The sequence below is a fragment of the Terrimonas alba genome, from assembly GCF_042434975.1.
In the GTDB taxonomy this organism is placed as follows: Bacteria; Bacteroidota; Bacteroidia; order Chitinophagales; family Chitinophagaceae; genus Terrimonas_B; species Terrimonas_B alba.
This window is the reverse complement of record NZ_JBHMQM010000011.1, coordinates 59,541-74,982: the sequence shown is the minus strand read 5'-3', so window position 1 is coordinate 74,982 and position 15,442 is coordinate 59,541. Positions and strand designations below refer to the sequence as shown.

Below are 15,442 nucleotides of genomic sequence, written 5' to 3'. Positions count from 1 at the left end.
CAAATGCCCTGCCGAACGCAAAGCTGTGGCCGTTATAGGCGATGTTAATCGACTGCTAAGTATGACGGAAAATAACAGCAGCCTGAACTGGCAGATACCACATGCAGTGCATAGTCAAAAGGGGCCGCAGATAAAAAAGTGGAAGAATTATTATAAAACAAAAAAGCAAAAGGAGGTAACTATGCCGGCACCTTAAGCCCCACGCAAAAAAATATTTTCTTTAGCTGTGAAGGGCTACGAAAATATTTTTTGCCAACGCACAGGCAAGCTAATAAAAGCAGGTTTGTGTCAACCCAAAACAGGATTAGTATATTTGTCAACCTTATGCAGGATTTTCTGCGCCAACATGTAAACTTTTTTCAGGACGGGTCATATCTCTGATCAGCTGCAGTCCCAGCTGAACGAACATAAACCGAGCTTTGGAATATAACCTCAGCTTTCTATTTTTACTCAGCAACAGTCCGGGCTGAAGTAACACAGAATATCAGCACAGCAGAAAGCCCCGGTCGTTAGCGGCGATTTTATGACAGACCTCAAATATAAATATGAAGTTGCTTTTTCATTTCTTCAAAGAGATGAACAGATAGCGTATCAAATTAACGACTTAATTCAGGACAGAATTGAGGCATTCATCTATTCTAAGAAACAAGAAGAATTAGGTGGAACAGATGGCGAAAAAAAATTTAATGAGGTATTTTACAAGGAATGTAGAATCGTAGTACTTCTATATCGAAATGGTTGGGGTGCTACTCCTTGGACACGGATAGAAGAAACTGCAATTCGAAACAGAGCTTTTGAACTTGGTTGGGACTTTTTACTTCTTGTAAATTTAGACAAAACATCTACCCTTCCTGCATGGATACCCAAAACATATATTTGGTTTGACTTTGAACGATGGAAATCCGAAGGTCTTGCGCCTGTAATTGAACAAAAAGTTAAGGAAACAGGTGGTAATGTTAGACCTGAATCTATTGAGGATAAAGCAAATCGTTTCAAAAGACTAAAGAATGCTGTTCGTGAAAGAGAGAAGTTTTTTTACAACGGCAATGCGATTGCCGAATCTGATAATGAGGTAAAGAAAATTATTGCCCTAATGAAAGAAGCAAAGTCTACACTTGAAGACCCTGAAACATATTTTACTTTAAATTTCAGTGAAAGAAGGGAGGAAATGTACGAATTTGGACATGATAGTCATTATTTGTGCTTTAACTGGCATAGGGGATTTTATGAGCTTAAAGACAGGAAATTAGTTGTGACAATTTATGAGAAATTGGGCCACTATGGAATCAACGAAGGAGAAAAAAGATTTAAGCAGGTTGAATATAAGTTTGACAGAGACTTAAATGAAAACAACATCTGGACTTCAAACAAGAAAAATTATTCTTCGGAAGACCTAGTGAAAGAATGGATAGGTAGTTACTTAGAAGTTTTATCTCAACGTGAAAAAAACCGCCGCTAACATTGGTATCCTATGTAAAGCGGTGTGAGAGGTTTCAGTTTTCTTCTAAAGGGGCAATATGTTTATAAACGGTACTACATAATATTTTTTAGGACGCTGGGGATTTGAATGATTGTAGTTGCTGCAGCCGGGATATATTCTATCATCATATGTAATTGCAAGTCTTAAAAAAGGGCGTCAGTTGATTGACACCCTTTTTAATCTGTAATAGTTAGTATTTAATCCGACAGTTGAGGATTTTTTCTTTTCAGTTTTATAGGGTCAGGATATAAAAGTTTAGGCTGCTGGACCTAAGTTGTTCAGCAGCTTTTGTTTTGCTAAGGTAATAGATTCATTAAAGGTTTGCATCGGAGTTTTACCGTAACAATACCTGCCGCTATGAGGTCTTTCGTTGTTGTAATAATTCATCCAGTCATCCAGATTCTGTTGTAGCTGTTCTAAAGTTTCATAGAGCTTTTTGCGGAAAGTAACAGCATAGAACTCATCTTGCATCGTCCGGTGTAGTCGTTCACAGATGCCATTGCTTTGTGGATGGCGAACCTGGGTCTTGCTGTGATCAATGCCTTCCAGTTGCAAGTAAAGTTCATACTCATGATGTTCGGGTTTACCCTTGTATTCAGTACCACGATCTGTTAGTACTCGCAGTAGCGGGATTTGTTGTTCTTCAAAGAATGGTATTACCCGATCATTGAGCAGATCAGCCGATGTAATAGCATGCTTACTATCATACAGTTTGGCAAAGGCCACCCGGCTGTAAGTATCAATGAAAGTTTGCTGATAAATCCTTCCAACTCCTTTGATCGTTCCTACATAGTAGGTATCCTGTGAACCAAGATAGCCGGGATGTTCGGTTTCGATTTCTCCCAATGCTTCTCTTTTTTCTTTTTTGCGTTCCAGGGCCATCATTTGAGCTTCAGTAAGAATCAATCCGTCCTGAGCAATACGAGCTTCCAATGCCTTTAAACGCTTTTCAAAGATTTCCAGGTCGTGCCGTTGCCAGACACAACGTACGCCAGCTGCAGAGATAAAAATTCCTTGCTTGCGTAATTCATTACAAGCCCTTGATTGACCATAGGCCGGATAATCAAAAGCCATCTTTACAACAGCTTCCTCTACTTCAGGAGCCACCCGGTTTTTGAGAATGGGTTTACGTCGACTGATCTCTACTAAGGCCGCCTCGCCGCCAGTGTCATACAATTCTTTGATTCGGTAAAAACTGTCACGGCTAGTACCCATTAATTTGCACGCCTTGGTGACATTGTTGAGATGCTCCGCTAGTTTGAGTAAGCCTAAGCGGGATTTGATTAACTTAGTTTCCTGATTCATGATCTGACATTTTGGGGTTAACAAATAGATTGTAGTTACTCTAAAGTTAATCCCGACTGTCAGATCAAATCTTAACTTCTACATTTAATCTTATCTCCGTTGCATCGGCACATGATTATCCAGGTATTTTTTTACCGCATTGTTCCAGGCATTCAGGTAATTTTCTCTTTCTTTATTTAGTTGATTGTTCAGGGCATTAAAATTGTTTACAGCGGAATTGATATCATTAACGCCTTTATTAAACTGGTCGATATCCTGCTGTGTTCTTTTAGAAGCAGGCTTTGAATCAAACTGCTTTTTCAACTTTGCAAAACTTTCTTCCTTCAAATAAAAATCAGTGAGCGAAGCGCTTTTCTTTGCTTCATCCTTATAAAAATTGAGCATATTTCTGCAGGCAACAATGAGTGAGCCATCATTATTGTAGCCTTTCAATTCTTTTAATTTTTCCAAACCCTGCTCTGCAAAACTTTCAAGCGAATTATTATTCTGTTCAATGCTATTAATGTTTTTCTGGTTCATCGCATCCATCAGGTAGGCTTCCTGCTTATAGGGTTTAAAGAAAATCAAATAAATTTCATTATAATGTTTCATCACCTGGCTGGCAATTTTCATTTTTGCTTCCAGTTCTGTTTCTCCATCCACCAGGGTAACATCATGCCTGGCAGCAAATTGTTTTTGCACTTCTGCCTGGCGGCCCGAAGCCTCCTGCAATTTTTCGCTGGCTTTCTCCTGCGCCAGCATATAAGCTTCCATCAGGTCGTAGCTTTGCTCAGCTATTTCTTCCATGTTGACGATCTTGCCATAATCTTCATTGAAGACGCTGTTTAGCATTTTCAGGTAGGCGACGGTTGTATCTTTTAAACTTCTGTCACCCTTATAAGCTGGCATTCCCATGATGGCAAAACGGGTGTCACTGATCGCCTGCAACACTTCCTGTCTTCTTTTTTCTACCTTCCTGGCGCTTTTGCCATGCGACATGCCACTGAGATAAAGCATATATTTTTCTGTCAGTGCCTGCCTGGCTTTTCCAATATGCTCCATATATTGAACCGGTGTTTCAAAAGTTTGCGCCATCGTTTTTGTGGCGGTCATGCATAAAAGAATAAACAGGGCGGCACTGGTTCTTACATACAGTTTCATGTTCGTTGTTTTTGACGGTTAAGGTTTGTTAATTTTTGGTTTGTTGCAAATGAATGAGGTCGGCTAATACGGCGAATGTTTCCTGTATATAAATATCATCAGCAATCGATGTTAACCAGCCATTATTTATCTCCGTGGCGTAGGCGGTAGTTGACAGCAAAGTCTTATCGAGGCTGTGATTATCTACAGTAAACAAATTAGTTTTCGCAGCGGTATGACCTTTGAAGGCGTTCAACTCCTGTTCCCGGAGCTTTACCCATTGCTCAAAAGCGTCCGCTTTCAATGGAATAGTTTCAGTTTTGGTACGTCGGCTGCGTATCGCCGCGGTGATCTTTTTTATATCCTGGAATTCAGGAGAAGCATTCACCCTTTCCTGGCTTTTTTTGGCTACTTCAACGGCAGGCAAAGATGTCAATGGTTTATAGTAAGCATTTTTTGTCACCTTATCAGCATTCAATGCGTAGGGCATAAATTTTTCCCTGTAGTCTAACCCATCAAACGCATCAGGCAATATAACATCCGGAGTAACGCCATTTAATTGTGCCGTTTCACCCGACAGGCGATACAACTTTCCCACAGTTACTTTGACAATATCTTTTACATTGCCGATTTGGCCTGGCTTGTTGGTAATAGTATCCAATGCCATCATTTGCTGCATGGTGGCTTTACCAAAGGTGCTGCTGCCTACGATCAGTGCCCGGTTATAATCCTGCAACGATGCAGCGAGGATTTCAGATGCAGATGCACTTTGCCCATTTACCATTAAGGCCATTGGACCATTGTAGATAGTACCGCGGTTTGGATCTTTCAGGTAAACAATTTTGTCTTCTCTTGATTTTTCTCCCATTATCGGCCCTTCATCTACAAAGATGCCGATCAGTTGCAGCGCTTCGCCGAGAGATCCGCCTCCATTGTAACGGACATCCAGTATCAGGCCATCAATATTTTCTTTCTTCAATTTCACAATCTCCTTGGCTACATCATTGGCGCAACTCGATCCGCTTTCGTTTTCCCACTGCGTATAAAAAGCCGGCAGTAAGATATAACCGATCTTCTTTGTCCCTTTTAATACAAATCCCTTCACGATGTTTTCTTCATTCTCAATTTTTTCTTTGCGCAGCAATACGATTCGTTTGGTACCATCTTTTTTTCTAAATTCAAATACCAGGCGGCCATCAGCAAATTTGTCGAGAATATCATATACATCTTCCAGGCTTAATCCGGCTACCGCTGTAGCTTGCTTGCCTTCCCATTGCAAACTCAACAGTTCATCACCTTCATTCAGATCGCCGGATTTCCAGGCAGGGCCGCCTGGCGCCAGTTTTTGGATTACGATCTCACCTCTTTCCGTTTCATCTAAACTAAGTCCAAACGAAAGAGCTTCAGTACTGAGCTCTTCTTTAAACTTCTCCTTCTCTTCCCTTGAAAAATAATTGGTATGCGGGTCGAAACCCATGGCAATGGCATTGAGGTAGAGTTGGGAAACATAATCCGAAAAACCGGCAGGATGATCCAATATCTTTTTTAGAACTTTGCTTTCAGCCAGCTTCAGACGCTCTCTTATTTTACTCTCTGATTGGGCAATAGCATTTTTCAAATTTGCATTTCCGGTGCTATCCGCTTGCGCCATTTCATATAGTTGGTTCAGGGCTTTATATTTCAGGTATTTTGACCACCGGGCAGAAAGCGCCCTGACATCAGTAGCGAAGTTGAAAGTTTCGTCTCTTGAACTGGTGATCGTTTCACTGGCCAAAAAATCAAATGGCTTTTGCAGCACCTGGTTGATAATGGAGTCTGCCCTGATTAAGGATCTTTTATAAATTGATTCAAATTGTTTCAGGAACGCCCAGCCGTTTCCCTGCAACTCCTCGTCCAGTTTGGTAGTAAATACTGCCAGGCTTTTGTACTCTGGCTCAGTAAATAATAGTCTGCGCCTGTCGGCCATTTTTAAAACAGATCGAAACAAAGCCACGGAGAAACTATCATCAACCGGACGGGGTGAGATATGATTTAATTCAATCATCCGTTTCACCACAATCGCCTTGGCCTGCACAGGGTCGGTTTGAGCAAAAATGCAGGTAGAATAAAATAGCAGGAAAGCAGGGATTGCCGGACAAATTTTTCTCATGACGCAGGGTGGTTGAAAACGGTTCTAAACTAATTAAAGTTTTCAAAAACCCCTATAGACTACAGCTTCTTTTTGTTAAATGCATACCATTATTTTACCGGGCAATGATTCTTACGTCCCGGCCATTGCTAGCACCCAACCCTGTCTTTGTCAGGTTATAAGTAAATGTTAGCAATGCATAGCGACGCAAAGTATTTACTCTCGAATCCTCAATATAGTTCTGGTTGCTGGTTCTGCTTACTCCTACATTCCGGTTCAGCAAATCATTGACCCGCAACTTTAGCTCACCGCGGTTGAACTTTAGCATTTGTTTGCTGATCGAAACGTTCCAAAGCGGCACTCTTGCATTGAAGCCATCGTTTAGCTGGTTATTGACCGTATAGCTGAAATCGGTGCTAAAATAGAACCCAGCCGGCAGTTGCCAGTTAAACTCGGTTTCATATACCTGTGAGAAATAGCTTGTATTGAAAATGGGTTGCAGGGAATAGTTTGTCTTATTGTAAGTCATCCCGGCTGAAATTGAAAGATCGACTTTCTCGGTCGGGCTCATATCAAGACCCAAACGAGGCCCGGCACTAAACGTATTGATAGTATTGCCAATGCTATTGATAAACTGGCGCCCCCTGTTGTAACCCACACTACTGCCGATCCTAAATGTGCCTTTTAGAAAACGGGCAGGCAGGCCCAGGTTAATATCACCGGATAAATTATATACACCATCCACATTTACCGGTCTCGTTTTTTTGATGCCTGAACTGTACAACGTATCCGCGTTTACAATTTTATTGTCGGTTCGGCTAAGATTGAAAAAGGCAAAGAGGTTTTTATTTTTAAAAGGATTCACACCCATGTAATTGATCTGTACATTATGAATAAATTCCTGTTTCAGATCGGGGTTGCCTTCCTGGATATTTAATGCATTGCTGATATCAGGTACGGGTTGTAATTGAGAAACCGTAGGTTGATTGGTATAGGAGCGATAATTAACCACCAGGTTTTTAAAGCGGGTAAAATTGTATTGAAATCTGGCAGTTGGCAACAGGTTGATAAAGCTTTTTGAAATGACCGAGTCTTTGATACCAGTGATGATCTTTCCTTGCAATTCGGCACGTTGCCAGCTAACACCTATTGCATAATTATATTTCTTTTTTTGTGTACGAAGCCGGAGACCGGCATTGGTAAAGCCATAAGTGTTTTCAAAATCATTCGTCAGCGAATCATTTACCTGGTCGTATTTTCCATTGCCTCTATTGTAGTCGTAAGTGATCTTTTCAGCCGTGCTCTTATTCTGGCTTTTACCGGCACTGAATTCCAACAGCGAACGTTTAAAGATGGGCTCGGTATATACTGCTCTTGCGGTATAGCCAGTTAAATCACTTTGATTTGTTATAAGCTGATCAATAGAATCGATACGACTGGCTCCATTACCCCGGACGAAAAATTCATTGACGGTTTCCAGGGTTCCATCGCCTTCCGTGCTATTTAATGTTGATTGAAGACTAAGTGAAAATGTCCGGCCTCTTTTGCGGAATTTTTTCCGAAACAGGAGATCGTTCCTGAAATTATAACCCGTACTATTCGTTATCGAATGGCTGTAGCCATTATTACTTAGCTTCCCATCTGCTCCTAATTGACGATAGTCAGTGAGAGAATTATTTTTTGTTTGTTGATAACCCAATGAGGGAGAGATTTTCAGTGAATGAAAAGAGTCGATCACATAATCGATGCCCAGGTTCAGGCGATGACTGTTGTTGATATTTTCACTACGGGAATTTTGATTATAGAAATAGGAAGAGTCGGGCAGGATATATTGCCGTTGTACCTGCGATTCCTTCTTCGGATTGTAATGGTTGTAAAAATAATTGCTGGTAAAATCGATCTTATTACCAATGATATTGTTGTAGTTCAATCCGCCACCCCAAATAGTTCGAATACCATTATTATTGCCACCCAGGAGGGCTGCATTTGGATCATCGGCGGTGATATTAATGTTAACATTGCCGTTACCACCCCGCATCATGCGGTTCAATTCACCAGTGAAATTCATCATATCCATGAACGAGAACCCTTCCGTATTGGTATTGTTGGCCATACCAATAGCCGACATTTGACGGGCTCCTTTGAATGAGTTTATATTAAACCTGCCTTCAAATCGCTCATCGGTGCCGCCGCCGCTCATGATCTTTCCAAAAGCCCCTTTCTTTTTATCTTTTTTCAGTTTCAGGTTGATGGTTTTCTCGCTGTTGCCATCATCAAAGCCTGTAAGTTGGGCCTGGTCGCTCATCTTATCGTAAACCTGTACCTTATCTACAGCATCGGCCGGTAAATTTTTGGTCGCCATCTTGGGATCATTGCCAAAAAATTCTTTCCCATCCACCAATATTTTACTCACCGTTTGACCCTGTGCTTTCACGGTTCCATCTTTTTGTACCTGCACGCCGGGAAATTTTTTTAACAATTGTTCTACGCTGGCATTGGGTTGTGTTTTAAAAGATCCGGCGTTGTATTGGACGGTGTCGCCTATCAGCGTTACGGGTGGAGCTTCATTGGTGACAACCACTTCTTCCAGCACTTTTGTTTTATCATTCATCACCACGTTGCCCAGGTCTATATTTTTATTTTCTTCAGTAACACTAAAATTTTTATTGGTATTGTGATAGCCCACATGAGTGATCAGCAGACGATACTCTCCTGCCGGAATATTGTCGAGGTAAAAACGGCCTGCATTGTCTGTCATACCAAAAGTGAGTAGCGAAGAGTCTTTTTTTACCAGCACCGTGATGGTTGCATCGCTTAGCGGTTTTGCGGTGATGGTATCGTAGGCCACACCTTTTACAGAACCATTTTTTTGTGCATTTGCCATTATAGCGTTGATAAAAACCAACAGAAGCAGAAAGTAAAATTGTCTCATTAGCCGAAGATTTAATAACGGCTACGAAAATATTCCCGGCAAGAAAGAATGCGGGTTAATTTGGTTTGGATTAATGTTAAAGAAGGTTAATAGCCTCCTCCCGACCTCCTCCCATAGAGGAGGCCATCCATGCACAGCCCTTGGTTTGCGAAAATCTTGAACAAGGCATCCTTGTCCATTACAGCAAGCCAGGGCTGTGCTTTGCAAGTCTTCCGCCGCGGCGGAGAGATTTAGAGGGGGCCTTAATCTTTAATCTTCTATATCTCCCTGTTCATCGTCATCCCTTTCATGTTCATAGATAAGAACCCTCACTTTCCATTCCAGCAATTCATATTGCATGGAGATTTCGAGTTTCATTCTATGGGTGTTGCGGTCAGGATTTTCAAAGCGGAGAATGACACTGTTAAACTTTTTTTCTTCTACCGCCGGTTCATATTTTCCGCCGAGGTAAAATGTTTCGCCATAGTCCATTTTTACCCCCAATTGATTGAACTGGTGGTACAGCGCCTTGAATTTTTTACTGGCTGTCTCAAAATCATCTGTTGTCAGCATCAGGGCCTGCCAACTGTAAACCTTGCGGTTATTAGATGAATATTTGGTGATGGAAGAACTTTCTGCTCCGGCCACCTTAAACGTACAGTCATAACTGGTAGTCTGCGGATTTTCTTCTACAACCGGACCTTGAAGGCTGGTGAACTGGTGCGGGTATTCACGGATCACTTTCCGGATATCCGAAGCCAATGCATTGTTGAGCGGAAGCCGTAACTGGGAGTGGGAATGGAAAGTAAAAGCAATAGCAATGAGTGTAAACAGTAGTGGTTTTACAGTTTTTTTCACGAGTAATGGATTAAATGGGTTAATAAGAGGTACAAATATTATTAAAATCAGGAATTATTATATACTTTAGGATCACTTTTTTCGTTATCAAGGGTATTAAACAAATCCAATATGAAAAATAAACACATAGCTCACTCTCACGAAGAAGCGAAAATCTATCGCAATTACTACAAGCCTTCATTTAATTTATTGCGACTGGTAAAGTCTGTATTGGCCGTTTTTATATCAGGCTCATCACCGGCTGCCGGCACCGTGAGGAGGAAGTAACAATTCTCTACTAACCCATGATTATACTGAAATCCCCTCGTCAAAAAACGAAGGGATTTTTTTATTGATAGTTGATCAACGTTTGATTTAGCTAAACAGGTATTCCACATCTTCTCTTGACAAGCTCTTCACAAATGATGAGTCATCAGCAATAAGATCTTTGGCCAATGCTCTTTTCTTGTCCTGCAGTTGCAGTATTTTATCTTCGATGGTGTCACGGCAAATCATGCGGTAAGCAAAAATATTTTTGGTTTGTCCAATACGATGTGTACGGTCAATCGCCTGTTGCTCTACGGCGGGGTTCCACCAGGGATCAACGATATAGACATAGTCTGCTGCCGTTAAATTAAGACCGACACCGCCGGCTTTCAGCGATATTAGAAACACTCTTACAGAATCATCATTTTGGAAACTTTGAATAGCCTTCTCCCGGTCCTGGGCAGAAGTGCTGCCATCAAAATATTCATATTTTACACCCAACTCATCCAGCTTGGCCTTTATCAATGCCAGCATGCCAAGAAACTGGGAAAATACCAGGGCCTTGTGATTACTTATATTTTCTGTGATCTCTCTTGCCAGCTCATCCAGTTTGATGGAATGGTTTTCAAACTTCTCCTCTTCATTTAATATTGCCGGTGAATCACAGATCTGCCGAAGTTTCATTAAGCCCTGTAAAATGGTAAGCTGTGAACGTTGTATTCCCTGCTCCTGGATGGTGCCGAGAATCTTATCACGAAACTCATTGCGATAAGCGTCATAAATCTTACGTTGCTCATCTTCCATTTCACACCAAAGAATCATCTCTTGTTTTTCCGGTAGATCTTTCGCCACCTGCTCTTTGGTTCTGCGAAGAATAAAGGGATATAATATTTTTTTCAGGTGCTCCTTCCTGTCCTGTTCGCCAAATTTGTCAATGGGTATAGCAAATTCCTGGCGGAAAAATTCCATGGTACCCAGCATGCCGGGATTTAGAAAATGCATTTGTGCAAATACATCAAACGTATTATTCTGAAGCGGCGTACCACTCATACAAAGACGATGTTTCGCATTGAGCAGGCAGGCTGCCTTTGTTACTTTACTGGCCGGGTTTTTAATTGCCTGGCTTTCATCGAGCACCACGTAGTCGAAGTTTACGCTTAACAATAGTTTTATATCGCTGCGTAATGTGCCGTAAGTCGTGATCGTAACATCATGATCAATAATCTCTTCTTTCGATCTTGTTCTTGCCGGACCATGATGAATCCGATAGGTAAGTTCCGGGGTGAATTTCTTTATCTCGTTTTCCCAGTTATAAATAAGTGTAGTAGGGCAAACCACCAATGCTTTTAGGCTGCCATGTTCATTGCGATAATGATCCATGAACGACAGAGCCTGAACGGTTTTACCCAAACCCATATCATCGGCCAGGATGCCACCCCATTTTATTTCAGTAAGATAGTTGAGCCACTGATAGCCCGCCACCTGGTAAGGCCGTAATATAGCTTTTAGCGTAGAAGGAGGATCGATCTCTTTGATAGCGTTGAACTGTCTTAGATTCTCATATTTCTCCTCCAGTTTTACGATCAACTCTTCTTCATCCCTTTCTTCATACAATTCATCCACCACACTCAGGTGGTAACGGGACAGCTTGAGATTATTTGAATTTCCTTCGCCCACCCGAAACAGCAGTGAATATTTTTTGAGCCATTCGTCGGGCAGGATACCCAGGGTGCCATCATTAAGCTGAACAAATTGCTGCTTATTCGCCAAAGCCCTTTTTACTTCGGCAACAGTGACACGCTGATCACCAAACACGATATCTACCTTGGCATCAAACCAATCGGTATTGCTGCTGATAAAAATTTTTGTTTGCGGTTTGGATGTATTGAACCGAAAATTTTTCAACGCCTCAAAACCAAATACCGGCGTTTTCATCTCCTTCATCGCATCCACGAAAAGGAAAAACCAGTTATTTTTTAATACATCGGTTCCTTTCAATGCCAAAGAGCCGTTCTCTTCGTTTACAATAAAATTGGAATGCAGGTTTTGCAATTTGGCGATAAATGCAGCTTCGGCTTCCCTGTCACGATGAACGATCGTCACTTTATCGGCTTGTGGCACGACAATTTCATCCCTGTCTCTCGCTTTTGTCTCATAGCCTTTATAGGAAAAAGAAGGCTGAAAAACGAGATAGTCCCCTTTCTCAATTAAAAATAGTTTTACTTCCGGTTCACCATCTTTTACTTCCTGTACCAATGATTTATCAAAGTCGACCCGGTATTCTTTTGTCAAAGGCAATATAAATTCCTGCAGGCTTTTGCTCCACTCATCCTGCGAAATCGATTTTTTTCCAGATGGCAAAAATTTATCGATCAAATGAACAACCTCGTTATTCTTCCAGATGCTTAACTGGTGATTGTATAAAAACAACAGGGGACTATTGCTTTCATTTTCGCCGAGATCATGTTCAAGGCCTTTTAATTTAATGCGGCAAAAAATGGTATACTGCGAATTTTTCTTAACCTGGAAATAAGGTTTGGCCTCTTCCTGGATCAACTGCAGGGGTTGAAGATTGGCCGTTTTAAAAGGCTTGCCGGCTGGCAGTAAAAAAAACAACGAATTACCGGCCTGCTCAACGCATAGTTTCTTCAACCGCGGAAAAAGATATTCCGCCATCAGTTCTTTGGTTTCTTCAGGCAGATCGTCTGATTCCTGGTGAATAATATTTTCCCAGATACCGGAGAAAGGCGAATTGCGGCTGATGTATTTATTGATCTCCGTATCCTGCAATTTTCTGACAAGCGTCAGTAGCTGCCGGTCTTCTTCAGACATTTTATCTGTATCCAGGTAGCGGGTGATATCCGGCTTTTCAACATGACCGGCAAACGCATCGTTGGTTTCGTTGGGCTCGCCTATGACTGCGTCAATCGTAAAATAGGGATATGCTTTTTTATTAAAGTTGAAAACAATGCCCAATTTTTGTGTGGGTGTAGCTGCTTCTTCCTGTATAATTTCGGCAGTTTCTACTTCTTTCTTTTCTCTTTGAGGAATGATCACCGGCCTTGTGGGAGCAGCCAACGGAGCCACTCTTTTTATGCTTGTGTCCAGCACACGTAAAAAAGGCTTGCCATCTTTATACGCAAACTCAAACTTTCCTTTCAGATCGTCTTTCAATGAATAACCATAGGCCTCCAGCAATTTATTTTTATCCTTATCCCAATTACGAATGCTGTCAAAATAATTAGGCCCGTGTTTTTTAAACAACTGCAGAAAGACGATTATTTTGGGCAGGCACAATAAATGTTCTTCATCATCAAAATCACAACTGGTGTCAAAATTTCTTTCTTCATTTTTCCGGATGATAACCGGGTAAGTATTACCATATAACCTGACAGACGCTTTCACTACTTCATTGTCGGCACTTTCAATCGTTGCTTTGTGCGTCTGCAAATAAGTTTCTGCCTCCTGGTAAATATCCTGCGAAGAAAGCAGCCGTAAAGTTTTGAGATCGATCGTCTTCATTTTTGCCACCGTGTGCCGCTGATCATACTTTACACCATCAGCCTGCAACTGGCCCCTGTCTATCATTTCCTGTAATTGGAAGAGTGCCGCTGTTTCGTGCCGGCAGATATCACCGATATTGTAAGGACAACTACAACGAAGGGAAAGGTCTTTTGGATCTTTGAATCGCTGAACATTCACTTTATAATAGGTGGAGTAGCTATCATCTTTTACACGGAACACAGCAGAGCTAAAAAGATCATCATACTCAACCAACTCAACAAAGCCGAGAGAATGGATTTTCTTCCCGCGACGGATCACTTCATCGGTTCCATGAGTATATACATGTTTGAGAAGATGTGGTAAAGCCATAGTACAATTTGCAATTGACAATTTGCAATTGGCAAAAGCATGAGTTTTTAAATTGCGTATTGCCAATTGCATATTGCCCGTTCACAAAAAAGGGCAATCGGCAAATCTAAATGAAATGATGGCGGATTTCCTTATAAAAAAGGAGAAATTATAAATAAATTTTAAGCCGCATCTATACCGCAAAAATGGATTATCTTTATCGGTTTTTTGGCCCGGTAAACAGACCCTCGGTTAAGACTGTTGTTTAACGATCAACTTTCCTTCTTCATATACGGGCAACACATTTGCTCCATCATTAGTAAGGCAGTAGCGAATATCTTTTTCAAGACCAAAATTCATGAGACGATGATAATGCGAAGCGTTGTTCTTTTTCATAAACTCAAACAAATCCTTCTTAGCCTTTTCATACATCGCTTCAGCGATGTGCGATGAATCGCAATTGATTGAAAAATGTTTGCCAATAGCGGCAATTACTGCCCCGGCAAAAAGCATGTCTTCAATATTGACGCGGTCTTTCCAGGCAGCACAACCAAGAATTACATTTTGCTTTTTTTCAAGCAAGTGATCACATATGGCTGAAAGATTGGGGAAGGAGCCGGTTATAATTTCTTTGGCGCCTTTTTCCAAAGCCATATGCAATAGCCTTGTTCCATTGGTAGTAGTGAGCACCAATGTCTTTCCTTCCACGAACTCACGGGGATATTCAAAGGGAGAATTCCCATATTCCAGGCCTTCGGCAATTTGTCCATCCCGCTCCCCGGCAGTAATGCCTTCAATTTGTTTGCCTATTTCAATGCACCTCGATACGCTGTCAACAGGTATCACGCATTTGGCGCCGTTGTACAATGCAGTAGCAATAGTGGAAGTGGCCCGCAGCACATCTATGATCACCACGACACTGTTACTGACATCATATAAGTTTAAGAGAGAAGGAGAAAGAGAAGTATAGAGGGATGGTTTAGTAGTCATGCAAAATTTAAAAAAGTAAAGGACGGATTTTTATATTATTTGTTCAACAATCTTTTCCATTTATCACTTTCGGCAAACTCTTTCAGCACTTTGTTTTTATCTTCCAATAAGGTTTTCAGATAGAGGGTCAGGTATAATTTACTAAACAAATTTCCAACGCCGCCATAAGGTGGTTCAAACTCCACCAGGTCGATCATGATGGTGCCATTGTCGCAAGGTTTGAAATGGTGTTCATGTTTCAACATTTTAAAATCACCTTCCACCTGTTCATCAACAAATAACTTCGGCTTTACCATCTTCGTTATTTCGGAGCGTAAAAATCTTGTTTTAAAAAAATGTTTTGCCTTCCAGGTCACTGTTTCATTCTTTTCGATCAAGCCAAACCGGGTCCCCGCTACCGCTTCTTCGTTATGTTTTTTCATGGCTTGTTTGTGCAGATCAACGCTCCGGGCAAGGTCAAAAACCCTTTCAACAGGAGCAGCAATAAAGGTTGTCAGGTGAATGGTGGGCATAATTAAAAGTACGAGGTTAACTATGAAGAACGGAGTCTGCA

The 15,442-nt window shown here is 41.3% G+C and carries 11 protein-coding genes; 3 read left to right on the top strand and 8 right to left on the bottom strand.

The window, feature by feature from the left end; genetic code table 11:
- Together ACFEL9_RS25680 and ACFEL9_RS25675 are read left to right on the top strand one after the other, a co-directional pair.
- Window positions 1–196, top strand: a 196-nt coding sequence (locus ACFEL9_RS25680) for a hypothetical protein (RefSeq protein WP_385896144.1), incomplete at its 5' end; no start/stop codon positions are given.
- A 327-nt stretch (window positions 197–523) separates the two neighbouring features.
- Window positions 524–1,459, top strand: coding sequence for a hypothetical protein (locus ACFEL9_RS25675; RefSeq protein ID WP_385896141.1), 936 nt, complete (start codon window positions 524–526; stop codon window positions 1,457–1,459).
- Between the two features lie 276 nt (window positions 1,460–1,735).
- Here the strand turns inward: ACFEL9_RS25675 and ACFEL9_RS25670 are convergent, their stop codons facing one another.
- The 5 genes from ACFEL9_RS25670 to ACFEL9_RS25650 form a co-directional block, all read right to left on the bottom strand.
- A complete protein-coding gene (locus tag ACFEL9_RS25670) occupies window positions 1,736–2,785 on the bottom strand; it encodes an IS481 family transposase (RefSeq protein ID WP_385896139.1) in 1,050 nt (349 codons plus the stop codon).
- Between the two features lie 90 nt (window positions 2,786–2,875).
- Window positions 2,876–3,925, bottom strand: coding sequence for an LIC11966 family surface protein (locus ACFEL9_RS25665; protein WP_385896136.1), 1,050 nt, complete (start codon window positions 3,923–3,925; stop codon window positions 2,876–2,878).
- 28 nt (window positions 3,926–3,953) lie between these two features.
- Window positions 3,954–6,053, bottom strand: coding sequence for a carboxy terminal-processing peptidase (locus ACFEL9_RS25660; protein WP_385896134.1), 2,100 nt, complete (start codon window positions 6,051–6,053; stop codon window positions 3,954–3,956).
- 94 nt (window positions 6,054–6,147) lie between these two features.
- The gene (locus ACFEL9_RS25655; RefSeq protein WP_385896132.1) at window positions 6,148–8,964 is read right to left on the bottom strand and encodes an outer membrane beta-barrel protein; all 2,817 of its coding nucleotides are present in this window, start codon (window positions 8,962–8,964) and stop codon (window positions 6,148–6,150) included.
- Window positions 8,965–9,213: 249 nt separating this feature from the next.
- Window positions 9,214–9,801 carry a hypothetical protein gene (locus ACFEL9_RS25650; protein WP_385896129.1) on the bottom strand — a complete coding sequence of 196 codons (588 nt, stop codon included), beginning with the start codon at window positions 9,799–9,801 and terminating at the stop codon, window positions 9,214–9,216.
- 111 nt (window positions 9,802–9,912) lie between these two features.
- Between ACFEL9_RS25650 and ACFEL9_RS25645 the strand changes: the two genes are divergently transcribed.
- Entirely contained in the window at window positions 9,913–10,068 is a 156-nt protein-coding gene (locus ACFEL9_RS25645; protein WP_276504177.1) for a hypothetical protein, read from the top strand.
- An 87-nt stretch (window positions 10,069–10,155) separates the two neighbouring features.
- On the opposite strand, the gene ACFEL9_RS25640 is transcribed toward ACFEL9_RS25645, so the two are convergent.
- The 3 genes from ACFEL9_RS25640 to ACFEL9_RS25630 all read right to left on the bottom strand — a co-directional run bounded on the left by ACFEL9_RS25640 (window position 10,156) and on the right by ACFEL9_RS25630 (window position 15,401).
- Complete coding sequence (locus ACFEL9_RS25640) at window positions 10,156–13,920, bottom strand: DEAD/DEAH box helicase (protein WP_385896127.1); 3,765 nt, start codon at window positions 13,918–13,920, stop codon at window positions 10,156–10,158.
- A gap of 231 nt (window positions 13,921–14,151) precedes the next feature.
- Window positions 14,152–14,889, bottom strand: a complete 738-nt coding sequence (locus ACFEL9_RS25635) for a 2-phosphosulfolactate phosphatase (RefSeq protein WP_385896124.1) — start codon at window positions 14,887–14,889, stop codon at window positions 14,152–14,154.
- A gap of 35 nt (window positions 14,890–14,924) precedes the next feature.
- Window positions 14,925–15,401, bottom strand: coding sequence for an SRPBCC family protein (locus tag ACFEL9_RS25630; RefSeq protein WP_385896122.1), 477 nt, complete (start codon window positions 15,399–15,401; stop codon window positions 14,925–14,927).
- Window positions 15,402–15,442: the final 41 nt, after the last annotated feature.

Excerpts from the sequence above, each read along its gene's own strand:
- ACFEL9_RS25675 (WP_385896141.1), top strand. The coding sequence starts at position 524 with ATGACAGACCTCAAATATAAATATGAAGTTGCTTTTTCATTTCTTCAA.
- ACFEL9_RS25670 (WP_385896139.1), bottom strand. The coding sequence starts at position 2,785 with ATGAATCAGGAAACTAAGTTAATCAAATCCCGCTTAGGCTTACTCAAA.
- ACFEL9_RS25665 (WP_385896136.1), bottom strand. The coding sequence starts at position 3,925 with ATGAAACTGTATGTAAGAACCAGTGCCGCCCTGTTTATTCTTTTATGC.
- ACFEL9_RS25660 (WP_385896134.1), bottom strand. The coding sequence starts at position 6,053 with ATGAGAAAAATTTGTCCGGCAATCCCTGCTTTCCTGCTATTTTATTCT.
- ACFEL9_RS25655 (WP_385896132.1), bottom strand. The coding sequence starts at position 8,964 with ATGAGACAATTTTACTTTCTGCTTCTGTTGGTTTTTATCAACGCTATA.
- ACFEL9_RS25645 (WP_276504177.1), top strand. The coding sequence starts at position 9,913 with ATGAAAAATAAACACATAGCTCACTCTCACGAAGAAGCGAAAATCTAT.
- ACFEL9_RS25640 (WP_385896127.1), bottom strand. The coding sequence starts at position 13,920 with ATGGCTTTACCACATCTTCTCAAACATGTATATACTCATGGAACCGAT.
- ACFEL9_RS25635 (WP_385896124.1), bottom strand. The coding sequence starts at position 14,889 with ATGACTACTAAACCATCCCTCTATACTTCTCTTTCTCCTTCTCTCTTA.
- ACFEL9_RS25630 (WP_385896122.1), bottom strand. The coding sequence starts at position 15,401 with ATGCCCACCATTCACCTGACAACCTTTATTGCTGCTCCTGTTGAAAGG.